14 protein-coding genes are annotated in these 17,100 nt (G+C 61.0%); 8 read left to right on the top strand and 6 right to left on the bottom strand.

All coding sequences use genetic code 11. The features are described 5' to 3' along the window. The first annotated feature begins 148 nt into the window (after nucleotides 1–148). A complete protein-coding gene (gene sbcB, locus AD665_RS12555; RefSeq protein ID WP_053192315.1) occupies nucleotides 149–1,576 on the top strand; it encodes an exodeoxyribonuclease I in 1,428 nt (475 codons plus the stop codon). A gap of 92 nt (nucleotides 1,577–1,668) precedes the next feature. Here the strand turns inward: sbcB and mvaT are convergent, their stop codons facing one another. Beyond that, a complete protein-coding gene (gene mvaT, locus AD665_RS12560) occupies nucleotides 1,669–2,049 on the bottom strand; it encodes a histone-like nucleoid-structuring protein MvaT (RefSeq protein ID WP_024776498.1) in 381 nt (126 codons plus the stop codon). Nucleotides 2,050–2,343: 294 nt separating this feature from the next. On the opposite strand from mvaT, the gene purU reads away from it, so the two are divergent. After that, nucleotides 2,344–3,192 carry a formyltetrahydrofolate deformylase gene (purU, locus tag AD665_RS12565; RefSeq protein WP_024776499.1) on the top strand — a complete coding sequence of 283 codons (849 nt, stop codon included), beginning with the start codon at nucleotides 2,344–2,346 and terminating at the stop codon, nucleotides 3,190–3,192. Between the two features lie 196 nt (nucleotides 3,193–3,388). Continuing rightward, nucleotides 3,389–3,553, top strand: a complete 165-nt coding sequence (locus AD665_RS27585; RefSeq protein WP_170167955.1) for a hypothetical protein — start codon at nucleotides 3,389–3,391, stop codon at nucleotides 3,551–3,553. 12 nt (nucleotides 3,554–3,565) lie between these two features. Here the strand turns inward: AD665_RS27585 and gpgF are convergent, their stop codons facing one another. From gpgF to AD665_RS12585, 4 genes are all read right to left on the bottom strand, one after another. Continuing rightward, complete coding sequence (gene gpgF, locus AD665_RS12570; protein ID WP_024776500.1) at nucleotides 3,566–4,561, bottom strand: glucosaminyl phosphatidylglycerol flippase; 996 nt, start codon at nucleotides 4,559–4,561, stop codon at nucleotides 3,566–3,568. Continuing rightward, nucleotides 4,558–5,325, bottom strand: coding sequence for an N-acetylglucosaminyl phosphatidylglycerol deacetylase (gene gpgD / locus AD665_RS12575; RefSeq protein WP_053192317.1), 768 nt, complete (start codon nucleotides 5,323–5,325; stop codon nucleotides 4,558–4,560). Before gpgD ends, gpgF begins: the two co-directional genes overlap by 4 nt. A gap of 16 nt (nucleotides 5,326–5,341) precedes the next feature. Further along, on the bottom strand, nucleotides 5,342–6,463 hold the full coding sequence (gene gpgS, locus AD665_RS12580; protein ID WP_024776502.1) for an N-acetylglucosaminyl phosphatidylglycerol synthase: 1,122 nt from the start codon (nucleotides 6,461–6,463) through the stop codon (nucleotides 5,342–5,344). Between the two features lie 300 nt (nucleotides 6,464–6,763). After that, complete coding sequence (locus AD665_RS12585) at nucleotides 6,764–8,653, bottom strand: methyl-accepting chemotaxis protein (RefSeq protein WP_024776503.1); 1,890 nt, start codon at nucleotides 8,651–8,653, stop codon at nucleotides 6,764–6,766. A 188-nt stretch (nucleotides 8,654–8,841) separates the two neighbouring features. On the opposite strand from AD665_RS12585, the gene AD665_RS12590 reads away from it, so the two are divergent. Then, nucleotides 8,842–10,329, top strand: a complete 1,488-nt coding sequence (locus tag AD665_RS12590) for a helicase HerA-like domain-containing protein (RefSeq protein WP_024776504.1) — start codon at nucleotides 8,842–8,844, stop codon at nucleotides 10,327–10,329. Between the two features lie 134 nt (nucleotides 10,330–10,463). Here AD665_RS12590 and AD665_RS12595 read toward each other — a convergent pair whose 3' ends face one another. Beyond that, nucleotides 10,464–10,919 (bottom strand): DUF721 domain-containing protein, encoded by a 456-nt coding sequence (locus AD665_RS12595; RefSeq protein WP_024776505.1) that lies wholly within the window; start codon nucleotides 10,917–10,919, stop codon nucleotides 10,464–10,466. Between the two features lie 307 nt (nucleotides 10,920–11,226). On the opposite strand from AD665_RS12595, the gene secA reads away from it, so the two are divergent. The 4 genes from secA (at nucleotide 11,227) to AD665_RS12615 (ending at nucleotide 17,033) form a co-directional block, all read left to right on the top strand. After that, nucleotides 11,227–13,968, top strand: coding sequence for a preprotein translocase subunit SecA (gene secA, locus AD665_RS12600; protein WP_024776506.1), 2,742 nt, complete (start codon nucleotides 11,227–11,229; stop codon nucleotides 13,966–13,968). Nucleotides 13,969–14,068: 100 nt separating this feature from the next. Then, nucleotides 14,069–15,286: a bifunctional glutamate N-acetyltransferase/amino-acid acetyltransferase ArgJ gene (gene argJ, locus AD665_RS12605; RefSeq protein ID WP_053192319.1), complete on the top strand. Its 1,218-nt coding sequence runs from the start codon at nucleotides 14,069–14,071 to the stop codon at nucleotides 15,284–15,286. Nucleotides 15,287–15,459: 173 nt separating this feature from the next. Next, on the top strand, nucleotides 15,460–16,092 hold the full coding sequence (locus AD665_RS12610; protein WP_024776508.1) for a glutathione S-transferase family protein: 633 nt from the start codon (nucleotides 15,460–15,462) through the stop codon (nucleotides 16,090–16,092). Next, on the top strand, nucleotides 16,089–17,033 hold the full coding sequence (locus AD665_RS12615) for a Nudix family hydrolase (protein ID WP_053192321.1): 945 nt from the start codon (nucleotides 16,089–16,091) through the stop codon (nucleotides 17,031–17,033). The genes AD665_RS12610 and AD665_RS12615 overlap by 4 nt, the downstream gene beginning before the upstream one ends. Nucleotides 17,034–17,100 lie beyond the last annotated feature (67 nt).

A 17,100-nucleotide genomic window follows, 5' to 3' on the forward strand; every position in this document is an offset into this window, starting at 1 on the left:
CCGGCAGATGCTAGCAGCCTTCGTGCGGGCAAACGATACAACTGTGTATGTCATTTTATGGATCGTGACGTGATTCAATCCGTCGACCCCTGGCCGAAGTCGGGTGGGACCCCCTAGACTTCGTCAGTCTTTTGCTCAGGAACAGCCCGTGACCTCCATCTTCTGGTACGACTACGAAACCACCGGCATCGATCCCCGTTGCGACCGGCCCTTGCAGGTGGCGGGCATCCGTACCGATTTCGAGCTCAATGAAATCGACGAACCGGTGAACCTGTATTGCCGGCCGAGCGATGACATCCTGCCCCATCCTGCGGCTTGTGCGATTACAGGCATTACCCCGACCTGCCTGGCTGAAAAAGGCCTGAGCGAAGCCGATTTCATGACCCGCGTCCACCTGCAACTGGCCGCGCCCGGTACCTGCGGCGCCGGGTACAACACCCTGCGTTTCGACGATGAAATGACCCGCTACAGCCTTTATCGGAATTTTTTCGACCCGTATGCGCGGGAATGGCAGGGTGGCAACAGCCGCTGGGACTTGATCGACCTGGTCCGTGCGGCTTACGCGCTGCGCCCCGATGGTATTGCCTGGCCGCAAGAGGATGGCCGGGTCACTCTCAAGCTCGAGCGCCTGACCGCCGCCAATGGCATCGACCATGGTCAGGCTCACGATGCGTTGTCGGACGTGCGCGCTACGATTGCCCTGGCACGCCTCATCCGCCAGAAGCAGCCCAGGCTCTACGACTGGCTGTTCCAGTTGCGCAGCAAGCAGAAAGTGATGGACCAGATCCGTCTGTTGCAGCCAATGGTGCATGTGTCCGGGCGTTTCTCGGCAGCTCGAAACTACATTGGCGTGGTTTTGCCACTGGCCTGGCATCCGAAGAACCGCAATGCGCTGATTGTCTGCGACCTGCACCTCGATCACCAGGGGTTGCTGGACCATGACGCGGACATCTTGCGGCAACGTCTGTATACCCGCCGCGACGAACTGCTCGAGGGAGAGTTGCCCGTGCCTCTCAAACTCATTCATATCAACAAATGTCCGGTGGTCGCGCCGCTATCGGTGCTGCGTGCCGAGGATCGGCAGCGGCTGCAATTGGACATGGATGGACTGCAGCAACGGGCGTTGCAGCTAAGTAATGCCCAGCAAGTTTGGCAGGATAAACTTCAGGCTATTTATGGTCGCGAGGATTTCACTGCCAGCGAGGACCCCGAGCAACAGTTATACACAGGCTTCCTCGGTGATCGCGATCGCCGTTTATGTGAACAAGTGCGCATGGCGGACCCGGCTGATTTGGCGCAAGAGCACTGGCCTTTCGATGATGAACGTTTGCCGGAATTATTGTTCCGATATCGCGCACGTAACTTCCCAGACACCTTGAATCCCGAAGAGCAGGGGCGCTGGAGGCTGTTCTGTCAGCAACGCCTGTCATCACCGCAATGGGGGGCGCCCAATACCCTGGAAAGTTTTGATGAGGCAATGGGCGAATGGCTGGCGCTTTCCACGCCATTGCAGCGGGAGGTGCTCACGCAGTGGCAAGGTTACAGCCAGCAACTGCGCAAACGTTTAAGCCTTTGAGCGGCGGTGAATGAAGAAACCGCAGGCATGAAAAACGCCAGCATATAGCTGGCGTTTTTTTGTGCGTAGAGAACGCTGAAACCCGACGAGGCTTAGCCCAGCAGGGTTGCCCAGCCTTCAACGACGTCGCCGCCCCACTTGGCTTTCCACTCTTTGAGAGTCTTGTGGTTGCCACCTTTGGTTTCGATGACTTCGCCGTTGTGCGGGTTTTTGTATTGCTTAACTTTGCGAGCGCGTTTGGTGCCGGTAGTTTTCACGGCGCCACCACGAGGTGCTTTACCCGATTTGGCTTCTGGATCCAGCAGGGCAGTGATATCGCGCAGGGATTTGGAGTATTCACCCATCAGAGTGCGCAGTTTGCCTTCGAATTCCAATTCTTTTTGCAGTTTATCGTCTTTGGACAGGTCGGCCAGACGCTGTTGCAGTTCTTCAATGGCTTGTTTTGTAGCGTTGTATTCAGTGATCAAGGACATGGGGACTACCTTATGTAGGGCACTGCGGACAAGGAGACAGTGTGGCAATAGTAATCAGACAGTTTCATCAAGTAAACATTTAAGCAGGCTTTTATTTAATTACTTAGTGTCAGGCCACAAAAAATGGCCTTGCAGTTAAATACCCTTACGGGCTTTCACATCCGTTCACAATATAAGCCCTGTCCCCGGACCCGCCCCGCTCGCTGTCCGTAGGGGCTCGTCCTGTCATCAATACTGCAGTTTTGCTGCGCAATGGCTAGAATGGCCGCCTTTGCGAAGTTCTGGAGTTCTCTAATGCGCACTTTTCGGCTGGTGATTGCTTGCCCGGACCGCGTCGGTATCGTTGCTAAAGTCAGTAACTTTCTGGCGTCCCATAACGGTTGGATCACTGAAGCAAGCCATCACTCGGACAATCAGAGCGGCTGGTTTTTCATGCGTCACGAGATCCGTGCGGACTCGCTACCCTTTGGCATCGAAGCGTTTCGCGAGGCTTTCGCGCCGATCGCCGAAGAGTTTGCGATGGACTGGCGCATCACTGATACCGCGCAGAAAAAACGCGTGGTGCTGATGGCCAGCCGTGAGTCCCATTGCCTGGCAGACCTGTTGCACCGCTGGCACAGCGATGAGCTCGACTGCGACATCGCCTGCGTGATTTCCAACCATGACGACTTGCGCAGCATGGTGGAGTGGCACGGCATTCCGTACTACCACGTACCGGTCAACCCGCAGGACAAGCAGCCGGCCTTCGCTGAAGTCTCGCGGCTGGTCAAGCAGCACGACGCCGAAGTGGTGGTCCTCGCCCGTTACATGCAGATACTGCCGCCGGCCTTGTGCAGCGAATACGCTCATAAGGTGATCAACATCCACCACAGCTTCCTGCCGTCGTTCGTCGGTGCCAAGCCATACCACCAGGCTTCGATGCGGGGTGTGAAGCTGATCGGCGCCACTTGCCACTACGTGACTGAAGAGCTTGACGCCGGCCCGATCATCGAACAGGACGTGGTACGCGTCAGCCACAGCGACAGCATCGAAGACATGGTGCGTTTCGGCCGTGACGTGGAGAAAATGGTGCTGGCTCGAGGCTTGCGTTATCACCTCGAAGACCGTGTGCTGGTGCACGGCAACAAGACTGTGGTGTTCTGACCTCCGGGCCTGCCGGGCAACCGGCTGGAATATGTCACAACCCGGTGGGAGCCGAGCTTGCTCGCGATGGTGGTATGTCAGTCGACCAAGATGTTGCTGGTCCGCCGCCATCGCGAGCAAGCTCGGCTCCCACAGTGGATGCCGCTTGATCTTTAACTGACGGGCATTAGCCTGTCGGGCTCTTATGAGGCACGCCATGACCGATCCACTGGACAAAGCCACCTCCAAAGCCCCAGCCACCCTCGGTGAGGGCTGTCTGAGCCGCTACGATCCCGAAGAACTGGGCCCGGAGGACGGCACAGAGTTTCCCGACGCCGCCGAACTGTGGAAACAGACCCATCCCCAGGACGATCCCGATTAGGCTTCGACCGCTTCAAGCCTGTCTCGGCTTCATCAGCTTCCTGATCAACGGACGCCCGACCATCAGGAAGAATACCGGCCCGCCAGCTACCAGATAAAAGTAATAGGTCACCGCCCGCCAGATCAGAATCGCCGCCGCTGCGGTGGACTTGCCAACCATAGGCGCCAACAATGCGGCCGAGGTCACCTCAGCCGCCCCGGCGCCGCCGGGCAGAAGACTGAATTGTCCCGCGCTGAGGGACAGCATCTGGACCAGGAAACTCCAGGCCCATTGCAGATCCGCTCCCAGTCCTTTCAGCGCCAGGTACAGCACGCTATAACGCAGGGCCCAATGCAGGCACGTCAGGCCGAAGACCTGGAAGAGTGTCTGTCGTGGCAGCTTCAGCGTCGTGGTAAACGCCGCCAGAAAATTCAGAATCTTGCGCCCCCAGCGGCGCCGGGTAGTGGCTTTCACGCGCAGGTGTCGCAGCAGCCTGGCGCCCAGCAGGATCAGCCGGCGATGGTAGCGAGCCACCAGGGCACAGCCGATCAGCCCGCCAAACAGCGATAACGCGCTCAGTGCCAGCATCCATTCCATGCGCTGGCTGAGATTCTGGAACAGCGCATACAGCAGGATGCCCACCAGGGCGCAGAGGAAGAACAGCAGGTCGCTCAACTGATCCATGGCGAACACCGCGCTGGCGTGGGCCGGGCGCACGCCGTTGCGGGCCAGCAGGGCCATCAGCGTCAACGGCCCGCCGCTGCCGCCGGGTGTGGCGCACATGGCGAACTCGGTGGACATCACCACGCCGATGCTCTTGAGTCCGCCGATGCATCCACGTTGCTCCCCCAGCAGCAGGCGCAGGCGCACGGAGTTCAGCGCCCAGCACAGCCCGATCATGCCCAGCATGCTCAATAGCAGAGTCATGGGGAAGCGCTGTACCCGTGACCACATTTCCCCGCCACCTACCAGCAGCGGCACCAACAACGCCGTGAGCAGCGCCGCAGCCAACCAGAGCGCCCGTTTCATGCGGCGCGGCTGAGCCGCAGGCCCTGGCCGGCCAGCCACCCGGACTTGGTCATCGGTGCGCGGCCGTCGTCGAGCAGGCGCTCAAGGGTCCGCAACCAATAGTCCCGGGAAAACCGATGGCGCATGTCTACCGGATGCAAGCCCAGACGAATCACCTGTTCCTTTCGCCAGCGTTGTTCGCGTTGATCGTTGATGACCTTCGACAAGCCACGGCGCCAGGCGCTGCGGGCGCTCCAGACCAGCCCCGGGGCGTCGATGGGGGCGAAATCCGGCAGGCGATAAAGGTGCTGGGTATCGCTGGTATAGCTCAAGGGCAACTGGCACAAGGCCCGGCGGGTACCTTCGCTCATCAGCCAGGCCGGGGCTACGAAGCCTTCCAGCGGCCACTGGTAACGTTCAAAGATTTCGATACCGGCGCGCAGGCGGGCGAGAGCAGCATCTTCGGTCAACTGGTAGAACTCGCCTTCATGGGTGTAGACCCGGCGCATGAACCAATCCCGGGGATGGAGGGGAGGGGGGGCGTCGTCACAATGGTAATAGCCGTGGAGCACCAACTCGTCGCCGCGCTCGACCCGGCTGTCGAGCAGGCGCCGGAAGCCGGGGTGATCGTCCAGCGCGTTGGTGTGATGGAAGTCCGGCACTACCAGCCAGGTCATCGGTACATGACCGAGGGCGTCGACGGCTTCGACGAAGGGCTGGTAGTCGGGCCAGGTTTGCGGTGCCACGTCGTGCAGCACCAGTAAAACGCTGGGCGAGTGATTCATTGGCACGCACCTCGTCTCAAGCATTGGCCTGTAGCGGCATCTGTTCACCTAGCACGGCGTAATAATGCCCCAGCAGGCTGTTGACCACCGAGTCCCAGGCATACTGGCGCTCCACATGACGACGGGCCAGCAGGCCGCGGCGCTGGCAACCTTCAGAGAAGAGCTGTCGCACGGCATTGGCCATGGCCTGTGGATTGTTCGGCGTGCACAACAGACCGCAGTCTTCGTGGACGATCTCGGTGAACGCGCCGGCCGCGACCGCCACTACCGGAATGCCGCTGGCCATCGCTTCGAGGATCACCAGGCCGAAGGTTTCCTGATCGCCCGCATGCAGCAAGGCGTCGGCGCTGGCCATCAAGCGGGCGACTTGCGGCGCCGGGCGGAACGCATCGATCACGGTGACATTGTCCGGCACGATGGCGGGCATTGACGAGCCCACCAGCAGCAGGTGGTAGCGCTCGCCCAAGCGCTTCATGCATTTGAGCAACACCGGCAGATTCTTTTCCTTGGAACCACGTCCGGCGAAGATCAACAGGCGTGTGTTTTCAGCAATGCCAAGCTCGGCGCGCAATTCCGGGTCGCGGGCACCGGGGTTGAACATCTGCAGGTCCACGCCCAAAGGCTGCACATGGACGTTGCGCACACCCAATCCGGCCAGCTTGTCGGCCATGACCTGGCTCGGTGCCAGGACCCGGTCGAAGTTGCCGTACAACTTGCTGACGTAGGCTTCGATGTTGGGGGTGAACCAATTGCCCATACGATTGCTCACCAGCAAGGGCAGGTCGGAGTGATAGAACCCGATCACGGGTACGTCCAGCTGGCGCCGGGCGTCCAGTGCGGCCCAGGCGGTGAGGTAGGGATCGCCGACTTCTATCAGATCCGGTTGCAGATCGCGCAGGGCGTTGCGCCAGGGTGCGAGGCGAAGTGGGAAGCGGTAGCCCTTGCCGAAGGGCAGAGCAGGGGCAGGCACCTTGTAGATCCCGTCCTGCTCGCTCAAATGCGCTCCGGGAATCAGCAGACTGTGACGGATACCGGGCCGATCCCCCAGACGACGGTGCTTGGCATCCAGATAAGTGCGCACGCCTCCGCTGGCAGGGGCGTAGAACATGGTTATGTCCGCTATATGCACGATGAACATCCCTCCGGTCTGTGTTCTCCTGAGTTGACCTTCCTGAAGAATAGATGTTCGGTTGGGTTGTGGTGGGGTGGAGGCAGTGGAATATTACTTGCCTGATCGGCCTTCAACGCGGGCAGGCCCGCTCCCACAGGGGATTGGGGCGGGCCGGAGCGTGTGTGTCCACGGCAGATCCAGGGTGGGAGCGAGCCTGCTCGCGATGGCGGCTTCGCATCCGGCATCACTTCAAACTGACCCACCGCTTTCGCGAGCAAGCCCGCTCCCTCAGGGGATTGGGGGCGGCCGCAGCAGCCTTTTAGTGCGTTAGATACGGAAACTGCCTACCAACTGTTTGAGCCGCGCCGCCTGCCGCTCAAGATCGGAGCATGCGCGCAAGGTGGATTGCAGGTTTTCCACGCCTTCCTGGTTCAAGGTGTTGATCTCGGTGATGTCCACGTTGATCGACTCCACCACGGCCGTTTGTTCCTCCGTGGCCGTGGCCACCGACTGGTTCATGCCGTCGATTTCACCTATGCGCTGGGTCACGCTGTTCAGCCGTTCTCCGGCCTGGTTGGCGATCTCCACGCTCTCCTGACTGTGACGCTGGCTGTCATTCATGGTCGTGACCGACGCCCTCGCGCCGACCTGCAATTCCTCGATCATGGTCTGCACCTGTTGCGCCGATTCCTGGGTGCGATGGGCCAGGTTGCGCACCTCATCGGCCACTACGGCAAATCCGCGCCCGGCCTCACCTGCCCGGGCTGCTTCGATCGCGGCGTTGAGGGCCAGCAGGTTGGTTTGCTGGGAAATGCTGGTGATCACTTCCAGGATCTGGCCGATGTTCACGGTTTTGCTGTTCAGCGATTCGATGTTGCTGCTTGAGGTACTCAGCAGATCGGACAGCCGGTTCATTGCGGCAATGCTGCGGTCCACCACTTGCTGGCCGTCTTCCGCCAGGCCTCGGGCATCGCTGGCTTGATGGGAGGCCTGGGCCGCATTGCGGGCGATTTCCTGGGCTGCGGCACCCAATTGGTTGATGGCTGCGGCGACGCTGTTGGTTCGGCTGGACTGTTCGTCGGAGTTGACCATCGACGAGTTCGAAGCGCTCACCACGCGCAAGGCGACTTCGTTGACATGCTCGGTGGCGGAAGACACTTCCCGGATCGATCCATGGATCCGCTCTACGAAGCGATTGAATGCGGTGCCCAGGATGCCGAATTCGTCCTGGTTCTGGATCGTCAGGCGTTTGGTCAGGTCGCCCTCGCCGTCGGCGATGTCCTCCATGGCCCGGGTCATGACATGCAATGGCTGGATCAGGAGACGAATCAGCATGCTCAGCAGCGCGATGATGAAGACCACGGCAATGACGGTGGCGATCACCGCCGAGGTTCGGAAATTGCTGAGCATCGAGTAGGCCTGATCCTTGTCGACCGACACACCAACGTACCAATTCACCGAGGGCAAGCCCTTGATCGGGGTAAAGGTGACGATGCGCGTATGGCCGTCGACCTCGACTTCGCTGATCTGGTCGCTGATCTTCGGCGTGTTGTGTGGATAGGCATCGTTCAGGGTCTTCATGACCAGGGCTTTGTCGGGGTGTACCAGGATCTTGCCGTCGGCGCTGACCAGGTAGGCGTAGCCCATGCCGTCGAAATCCACGGTCTTGAGGTTATCGATGATGGTTTGCAGGCTAAGGTCGCCACCTACCACGCCGACACTTTGCCCATTGTTTCTGGATGCGCTGGCGATGGATATGATCAGTCCGCCGCTGGCGGCATCGATGTAGGGTTCGGTCAGGGTAGCGGTGCCGCTGCTTTCGGCGCCTTTGTACCAGGGACGTACCCGGGGATCGAAGCCATCGGGCATCTTCGCGTCGGGGCGTATGATGAAGCTGCCCTTGGCATCGCCCAGGTAGGATGCCATGAAGGTGGAGGTCAGAGCTTTCTGTTCCAGCAGACGGGTGACGCTGGCCTGATCTGGAGTGGCGGCGATGTTCTGGGCCAGGTTTTCGATCAGCAGAATACGGCCGCTCAGCCAGGTCTGAATGTTGCTCGCCGTGACGTCGCTCATTTCATGCAGGTAGCTGTCCAGGTCGTCGCGAATGGCGTTGCGTTGCAGGTAATCGTTGTAGGCGGTGAATGAAGCGAAGGCTGCTATGACAATCAGAGCGGCGGCAATCAGGATTTTGTGGCTGAAACGCAGGTTTTTGTTCATGGTTCGGGGTTCCGCGGAGTCTTATAGCTCTGGGCGTGCTTTTATATGAAAAGTTCGAAAAAAGGCGCCGTATTGAAAGTTCTGATATTTCCTTCCCTCCCTGGGGAATTATCCGACCGTGTTTTCAGTGAAGTCTGTTGCTTTTTATATCGGCCATACTCGATCAAAAATTAATCACAGGTGACCACATGCCTGACTCTCTGCAACTCGTTATCGGGGCCGACCTCGCCGGCCAGCCCATTGAGCAGGCCATGCGCCTGGCGAACCGTCATGGCCTGATAGCAGGCGCCACGGGAACCGGCAAGACCGTCACTCTGCAGCGCCTGGCCGAAGCCTTCAGCGATGCCGGCGTGGCGGTGTTCGCGGCGGACATCAAGGGCGACCTGTGTGGACTCGGCGCCGCCGGAAACCCCCAGGGCAAAGTCGCCGAGCGTATTGCCGGCATGCCTTGGCTCAAGCATGAGCCTCGGGCCTATCCGGTGACCCTGTGGGACGTTCACGGCCAGTCCGGTCATCCGTTGCGCACCACCCTGAGCGAGATGGGGCCGTTGCTGCTCGGCAGCCTGCTGGAGCTGACTGACAGCCAGCAGGCGGCGCTATACGCCGCGTTCAAGGTGGCGGATCGGGAAGGCCTGCTATTGCTGGATCTCAAGGATCTGAAGGCCCTGCTCAACCACCTCAAGGACAACCCGGCGCTATTGGGGGACGATGCGGCCCTGATGACCACCGGTTCCAGCCAGGCGCTGTTGCGGCGCTTGTCCACCCTGGAACAGCAGGGGGGCGATGCTTTGTTCGGCGAACCGGCCTTGCAGCTCGAAGACATCCTGCAGCCGGACAGCGACGGTCGCGGCCGCATTCACTTGCTGGACGCCAGTCGTCTGGTCCACGAATCGCCCAAGGTCTACGCGACGTTCCTGCTGTGGCTGCTGGCCGAGCTGTTCGAGCAATTGCCCGAACGTGGTGATGCGGACAAACCGTTGCTGGCGCTGTTCTTCGATGAGGCGCATCTGCTGTTCGCCGGTACGCCGAAGGCGTTGCAGGAGCGGTTGGAGCAAGTGGTGCGCCTGATCCGCTCCAAAGGCGTCGGGGTCTACTTTGTCACGCAATCGCCGGGCGACTTGCCAGACGACGTCCTGGCACAGTTGGGATTGCGCATCCAGCATGGCCTGCGGGCCTTTACCACCAAGGAGCAGAAGTCCCTGCGGGCGGTGGCGGACGGCTTCCGTCCGAACCCGCAGTTCGATGCCTTGACGGTGCTTACCGAGCTGGGCATCGGCGAGGCCCTGGTGGGCACCTTGCAGGAAAAAGGTACGCCGGAGATGGTCCGGCGCGTGTTGGTGGCGCCACCGCAATCGCGTATCGGGCCGCTGACCGAGGCCGAGCGCGCCGGATTGATCGCCCGTTCGCCGTTGCAGGGGCGCTACGATAAACCCATAGATCGCGAATCGGCCTATGAAGTGCTGATGGGACGCAAGGGCCTGGAGCCGCAGACCGAGGTGGTGTCAGGCAAACCGGCGGCCGGGGAGCCGAGCTTTACCGAAAAGGCCGGGGAGTTTCTCGGCACGGCGGCGGGCCAGGCATTGAAATCGGCGATGCGCCAGGCGGCCAATCAATTGGGGCGGCAGTTGGTGCGGGGGTTGATGGGGTCGTTGCTGGGAGGCAACAAGCGGCGGTAGCTCAAGAACCGAGTCGCTTCCTTCGCGAGCAAGCCCGCTCCCACAATGACCGCATTCTTCCTGACGAAACTCGGTAAGTTGTGGGAGCGGGCTTGCTCGCGAAGAGGGCCTTATATCCAACAGAGATACTCAGGTCAGGGCTTGGCCCTGGCATGGGCCGCCAACCGCTCCAGCGCTGCCCGCAGGCTCGGGTCGCTGATGCCGTCCGCGGTGGCCTGGATGGTTTCGGCGGCGTCGGTGGACAGGTCCAGGGTATGCCCCTTGGCCCCGACCTGTACGGTGGGTGGCTGTACCTTGAAGAGAATCCGCGTCAGGCTGGCAAACTCTTCGAACGCCTGCAATTGACGCAACAGGCGCTTCTGCTGGTAGCGCAGGCGCGTGGCCCAATGGCCATCCGTAACGATCAACAGCAAGCTGCCTTCGCGCCAGGACGCCACGTGGCAGTGTTCGCGCGCGGCGGGTTGCAACTGGCTGTCCAGCAGGCGTTGCAGATGACCCAGGCGCTTGGCGTGGCCGAAGATGGCTTTCAGCGGTTTGGCTTCGCGCAACAGAACGGCTGGAGCCTTGGCTGGGAGGGGGCGGAAGGCCATGAACGAATACCGCGAGTGACAGAGGCGCCATGGTAGCAGAAAGCGCCGGGTAAGCCTCGACCCTGCCGGTCGATAGCCGTTTGCTGACACAAACAGAGGGAACTTATGCGCTTTGTGGGTTGATCTTCGCGTAAAAGCCCTTATTTTAGGAAGGCCCCGTCACAGCGCTGTGCCAGCATCGTGGAATAACGCCACTTTCCTCACCATCGTTTCCGGGTAGAATGCTCGTTCGCATGCGGCCATGAGGGCTGCACGGGCGACTCACGGGGCCGCCCTCCATCCCTTTAGTGTGGAAGATCCTGCCGATATGTTTGCGCCTTTGTTAAAGAAACTCTTTGGAAGCAAGAACGAGCGTGAAGTCAAGCGCATGCTCAAGACGGTACAGATCGTCAATGCCTTCGAAGAGCAAATGGTGGCCCTTTCGGACGATCAGTTACGCGCCAAGACTGCCGAATTCAAGGACCGCATCGCCAAGGGGGAAACCCTCGACCAGCTCCTGCCCGAAGCCTTTGCGGTGGCCCGCGAAGCCGGCAAGCGGGTCATGGGCATGCGCCACTTCGACGTCCAGTTGATCGGCGGCATGACCTTGCACGAAGGCAAGATTGCCGAAATGCGCACTGGTGAAGGCAAGACCCTGGTGGCGACCCTGGGCGTCTACCTCAACGCGCTGTCCGGCAAGGGCGTGCACGTGGTGACGGTCAACGACTACCTGGCCCGCCGCGACGCCAACTGGATGCGCCCGCTGTATGAATTCCTCGGGCTGACCGTCGGCGTGGTCACGCCGTTCCAGCCGCCGGAAGAGAAGCGTGCCGCCTATGCTGCCGACATCACCTACGGCACCAACAACGAATTCGGTTTCGACTACCTGCGCGACAACATGGCATTCAGCCTGGAAGAAAAATTCCAGCGTGAGCTCAATTTCGCGGTCATCGACGAAGTCGACTCCATCCTCATCGACGAAGCCCGTACCCCGCTGATCATTTCCGGTCAGGCCGAGGACAGCTCCAAGCTGTACATGGAGATCAACAAACTGATCCCGCAGCTTAAGCTGCACGTCGAGGAAGTCGAAGGCGAAGTGACCCAGGAGGGTCACTTCACCGTTGACGAGAAGACCCGTCAGGTCGAACTCAACGAAGCCGGCCACCAATACATCGAGGAAGTGCTGACCCGCGTCGGCCTGCTGGCCGAAGGCGAAAGCCTGTATTCGGCTCATAACCTGGGCCTGCTGACCCACGTCTATGCCGGTCTGCGTGCCCATAAGCTCTTCCATCGCAACGTCGAATACATTGTGCAGGACGGCCAGGTCGTGCTGGTCGACGAGCACACCGGTCGTACCATGCCGGGCCGTCGCCTGTCCGAAGGCCTGCACCAGGCCATCGAAGCCAAGGAAGGCCTGAACATCCAGGCCGAGAGCCAGACACTGGCCTCGACCACCTTCCAGAACTACTTCCGCCTGTACAACAAGCTGTCCGGCATGACCGGTACCGCCGACACCGAAGCGTTCGAGTTCCACCAGATCTATGGTCTGCAAGTGGTGGTGATCCCGACGAACAAGCCGCTGGCGCGTAAAGACTACAACGACCTGGTGTTCCTGACCGCCGAAGAGAAGTACGCGGCGATCATCAACGACATCAAGGACGGCATGGCCCAGGGGCGTCCGATCCTGGTGGGTACCGCCACCATCGAAACCTCCGAGCACATGTCCGCATTGCTCAACAAGGAAGGTATCGAGCACAAGGTTCTCAACGCCAAGTTCCACGAGAAGGAAGCCGAGATCATCGCCCAGGCCGGTCGCCCGGGGGCGCTGACCATCGCCACCAACATGGCCGGGCGTGGTACCGACATCCTGCTGGGCGGCAACTGGGAAGTGGAAGTTGCTTCCCTGGACAACCCGACACCTGAGCAGATCGCGCAGATCAAGGCCGACTGGCAGAAGCGTCACCAGCAGGTGCTTGAGTCCGGTGGTCTGCAGGTGATCGCTTCCGAGCGTCATGAGTCGCGCCGTATCGACAACCAGTTGCGTGGCCGTGCCGGTCGCCAGGGTGACGCCGGTTCCAGCCGCTTCTACCTGTCCCTGGAAGACAGCCTGATGCGTATCTTCGCCTCTGACCGGGTGAAAAACTTCATGAAGGCCCTGGGCATGCAGCCAGGCGAAGCAATCGAACACCGCATGGTGACGAACGCCATCGAGAAGGCCCAGCGCAAGGTCGAGGGGCGCAACTTCGATATCCGCAAGCAATTGCTCGAGTTCGACGACGTCAACAACGAACAGCGTAAAGTGATCTATCACATGCGTAACAGTTTGTTGGCTGCCGACAACATCGGCGACACCATCGCCGACTTCCGCCAGGAAGTGCTCGATGCAACCGTCAGCTCCCATATTCCACCGCAGTCGCTGCCGGAGCAGTGGGACATCGCGGGCCTGGAAGCTGCATTGCGCAGCGACTTTGGCGTGTCGTTGCCGATCCAGCAATGGCTCGACGAAGACGACCACCTGTACGAAGAAACCCTGCGCGAGAAACTGCTGGCCGAACTGATTGCCGCGTACAACGAGAAGGAAGATCAGGCCGGTGCCGAAGCGCTGCGCTCCTTCGAGAAGCAGATCGTGCTGCGGGTACTGGACGACCTGTGGAAAGACCACCTGTCGACCATGGATCACCTGCGTCACGGTATCCATTTGCGCGGTTACGCCCAGAAGAACCCGAAGCAGGAATACAAGCGTGAGTCCTTCACCTTGTTCTCCGAGCTGCTGGATTCGATCAAGCGCGACTCGATCCGCGTGCTGTCCCACGTTCAGGTTCGTCGCGAAGACCCGGCCGAAGAGGAAGCCCGACTGCGTCAGGAAGCCGAGGCCCTGGCCGCACGCATGCAGTTCGAACACGCCGAGGCCCCAGGCCTGGAAGTGTCCCAGGCCCAGGAAGAAGGGAGCGATGTGGATGTCGCCCTGGCGACCGCGCCGGTGCGCAACGAGCAGAAGCTGGGCCGTAATGAGCTGTGTTATTGCGGTTCGGGCAAGAAATACAAGCATTGCCACGGGCAGATCCAGTAACGCCCGTCTCAAACGCTGAACGACCCGCGCCGCGACAGGCCACCTCTGTCGCGGCGTTTTGCCATTTGATTCAGACATACATTTATTGAGGAGCGCATTCATGGCTGTTGGTCTTGGTCCGTTGCCAACGTTGCACCCGGTTGCCGGTTTTGAACTCGGTATCGCCTCGGCGGGCATCAAGCGCCCCGGGCGCAAGGACGTGGTGGTCATGCGTTGTGCCGAAGGTTCGACGGTTGCCGGCGTGTTCACCCTCAACGCCTTTTGCGCAGCACCGGTCATCCTGGCCAAGCAACGTGTCCAGGGGGCGGTGCGCTACCTGTTGACCAACACTGGCAATGCCAACGCTGGCACCGGAGCTCCGGGCCTGGCCGCCGCCGAGCGCACCTGCGCCAAGCTGGCCGAGTTGACCGGTGTCGATGCCGCCCAGGTGCTGCCGTACTCCACAGGGGTGATCGGTGAGCCGCTGCCGGTCGAGAAGATCGAAGGGGCGCTGCAGGCCGCCCTCGATGATCTGTCGGAAAACAACTGGGCCGCCGCCGCCACCGGCATCATGACCACCGACACCCTGCCCAAGGGCGCGAGCCGTCAGTTCCAGCACGACGGCGTGACGGTCACTGTCACCGGCATCAGCAAGGGCGCCGGCATGATCCGGCCGAACATGGCGACCATGCTCGGCTACATCGCGACTGACGCCAAAGTTTCCCGCCAGGTGCTGCAGGACCTGATGCTCGACGGCGCCAACAAATCGTTCAACCGCATCACCATCGACGGCGATACGTCGACCAACGACTGCTGCATGCTGATCGCCACCGGCAAGGCCAACCTGCCGGAAATCACCGAAGCCAGCGGCCCGCTCTTTGCGGCGCTGAAGCAGGCGGTGTTCGAGGTGTGCATGGAAGTGGCCCAGGCCATCGTCCGTGACGGCGAAGGTGCGACCAAGTTCGTGACCGTGCAGGTCAACGGTGGTGGCAATCATCAGGAGTGCCTGGATGTCGGCTACACCGTGGCGCACTCGCCGCTGATCAAGACCGCGCTGTTCGCCTCGGACCCGAACTGGGGCCGGATCCTCGCTGCCGTCGGCCGTGCCGGCGTGCCGGACCTGGACGTGAGCAAGATCGACGTGTTTCTCGGCGAAGTCTGCATCGCAAGCAAAGGCGCCCGCGCCGCAACCTATACCGAAGCCCAAGGGGCGGCGGTGATGCAACAGGAAGAAATCACCATCCGCATCGAACTGGGGCGTGGTGATTGCAGCGAGACGATCTGGACCACCGACCTGTCCCATGAGTATGTGAAGATCAACGCCGAGTACCGGACTTAACAAGGCTTGGGGCCGAGTTGCGCTGTCGCGAGCAGGCTCGCTCCCACAGGGGATTTGTGCTGGAAACAGGCTTATGCCAGCCTGCAGATATCCTTGTGGGAGCGAGCCTGCTCGCGATGGCGTCGGAACAGACCTGTACTATTTCTGAATAACCACAAGAAAGGACTCCAGACATGAGCCTGCACCTGATCATCGGCGACAAGAGAATATCCTCCTGGTCCCTGCGCGCCGCGCTGGCCCTGGACTTGACCGGTGCGAAGTACACCGAAGAGCTGGTCAGGCTCTTTCAACCCGACACCCGGGAGAAACTGCTCAAGTATTCGGCCACCGCCAAGGTCCCGCTGCTCCAGACCGAAAAGGGGGTCATCGCCGACTCCCTGGCGATTGCCGAGTACCTGGCCGAACAGTTTCCCGACGCCGGCCTTTGGCCCAAGGATGTGTTCGCCCGGGCACAGGCGCGTTCGGCTTGTGCGCAAATGCACAGTGGTTTCTTTGCACTGCGCAGCAACATGCCATTTGACCTGGCCCATGACGCGCCGCTGTCGCCCGTGCCGGCTGATGTCCAGTTGGAAGTCGAGCGGATGGTGGCGTTGTGGGCTGAGTGCCGTGCCGTGGCGACTGAAGCCGGTCCGTACCTGTTTGGCTCCCTGAGCCTGGCGGACGCGTTTTTTGCGCCGGTCGCCGTGCGCCTGCGTACCTATCAGGTGGAACTGCCAGAGGTCGATGCGGCCTATGTTGAAACCCTTTACCAATGGCCGGCGTTCAAGGCGTGGCAACAGGCCGGTCTGGAGGAAACAGCGCGGTGAAACGAGTACACGTAGCGGCGGCGGTCATTCGTGACGCCGCCGGCAAGATCCTCATCGCCCGGCGTGCCGATACCCAGCACCAGGGTGGCCTTTGGGAATTTCCCGGTGGCAAGGTTGAAGCTGGCGAGTCCGTCGAGACGGCTCTTGCCCGGGAGCTTCATGAGGAGCTGGGGATTATGGTCGACGCCGCTCGGCCGTTGATCAAGGTGCGTCACGATTACCCGGACAAGCAGGTCTTGCTGGATGTCTGGGAAGTCTCGGCGTTCTCCGGCGAACCCCATGGTGCCGAAGGGCAACCGCTGGCCTGGGTCACGGCACGCGATCTTGCCAATCATGAGTTTCCGGCAGCCAACCAGCCGATCGTTGCCGCGGCTCGTTTGCCCGGCGACTACCTGATCACCCCGGAAGGCCTTGAAACACCGGCCCTGTTACGGGGCATGCAAAAGGCTATCGCGGGCGGAATCAAGCTGGTCCAGTTGCGGGCGCCCAATGGCTACGATCCGCAGTACCGTGATCTGGCGGTAGATGCGGTGGGTTTGTGTGCCGGCAAGGCTCAGTTGATGCTCAAGGGACCGTTCGAATGGCTGGGGGACTTTCCTTCCGCCGGTTGGCACGTCACCGCCGCGCAACTGCGCAAGCATGCGGCGGCCGGTCGCCCGTTTGGCAAGGACCGCTGGCTGGCGGCATCCTGCCACAGCGCCGAGGAGCTCTCCCTGGCGCAGCAGATGGATGTGGACTTCGTGACGCTTTCGCCCGTGCAACCAACCCAGACTCACCCCGAGGCCCAGCCATTGGGTTGGGCGGAGGCTGTGCGGCTGATCGAGGGCTTCAACCGGCCGGTGTATCTGTTGGGCGGGGTGGGGCCTGCCGAACGGCAGAAGGCCTGGGAGGCGGGAGCGCAAGGTGTGGCGGGGATTCGGGCGTTCTGGCCAGAGGCTTGATTCTGTGGTGTAAACGCTGACGCCATCGCGAGCAGGCTCGCTCCCACAGGGGATCGCATTCAACCTG

It is taken from the genome of Pseudomonas corrugata (assembly GCF_001269905.1).
GTDB classification, from domain to species: domain Bacteria; phylum Pseudomonadota; class Gammaproteobacteria; order Pseudomonadales; family Pseudomonadaceae; genus Aquipseudomonas; species Aquipseudomonas corrugata.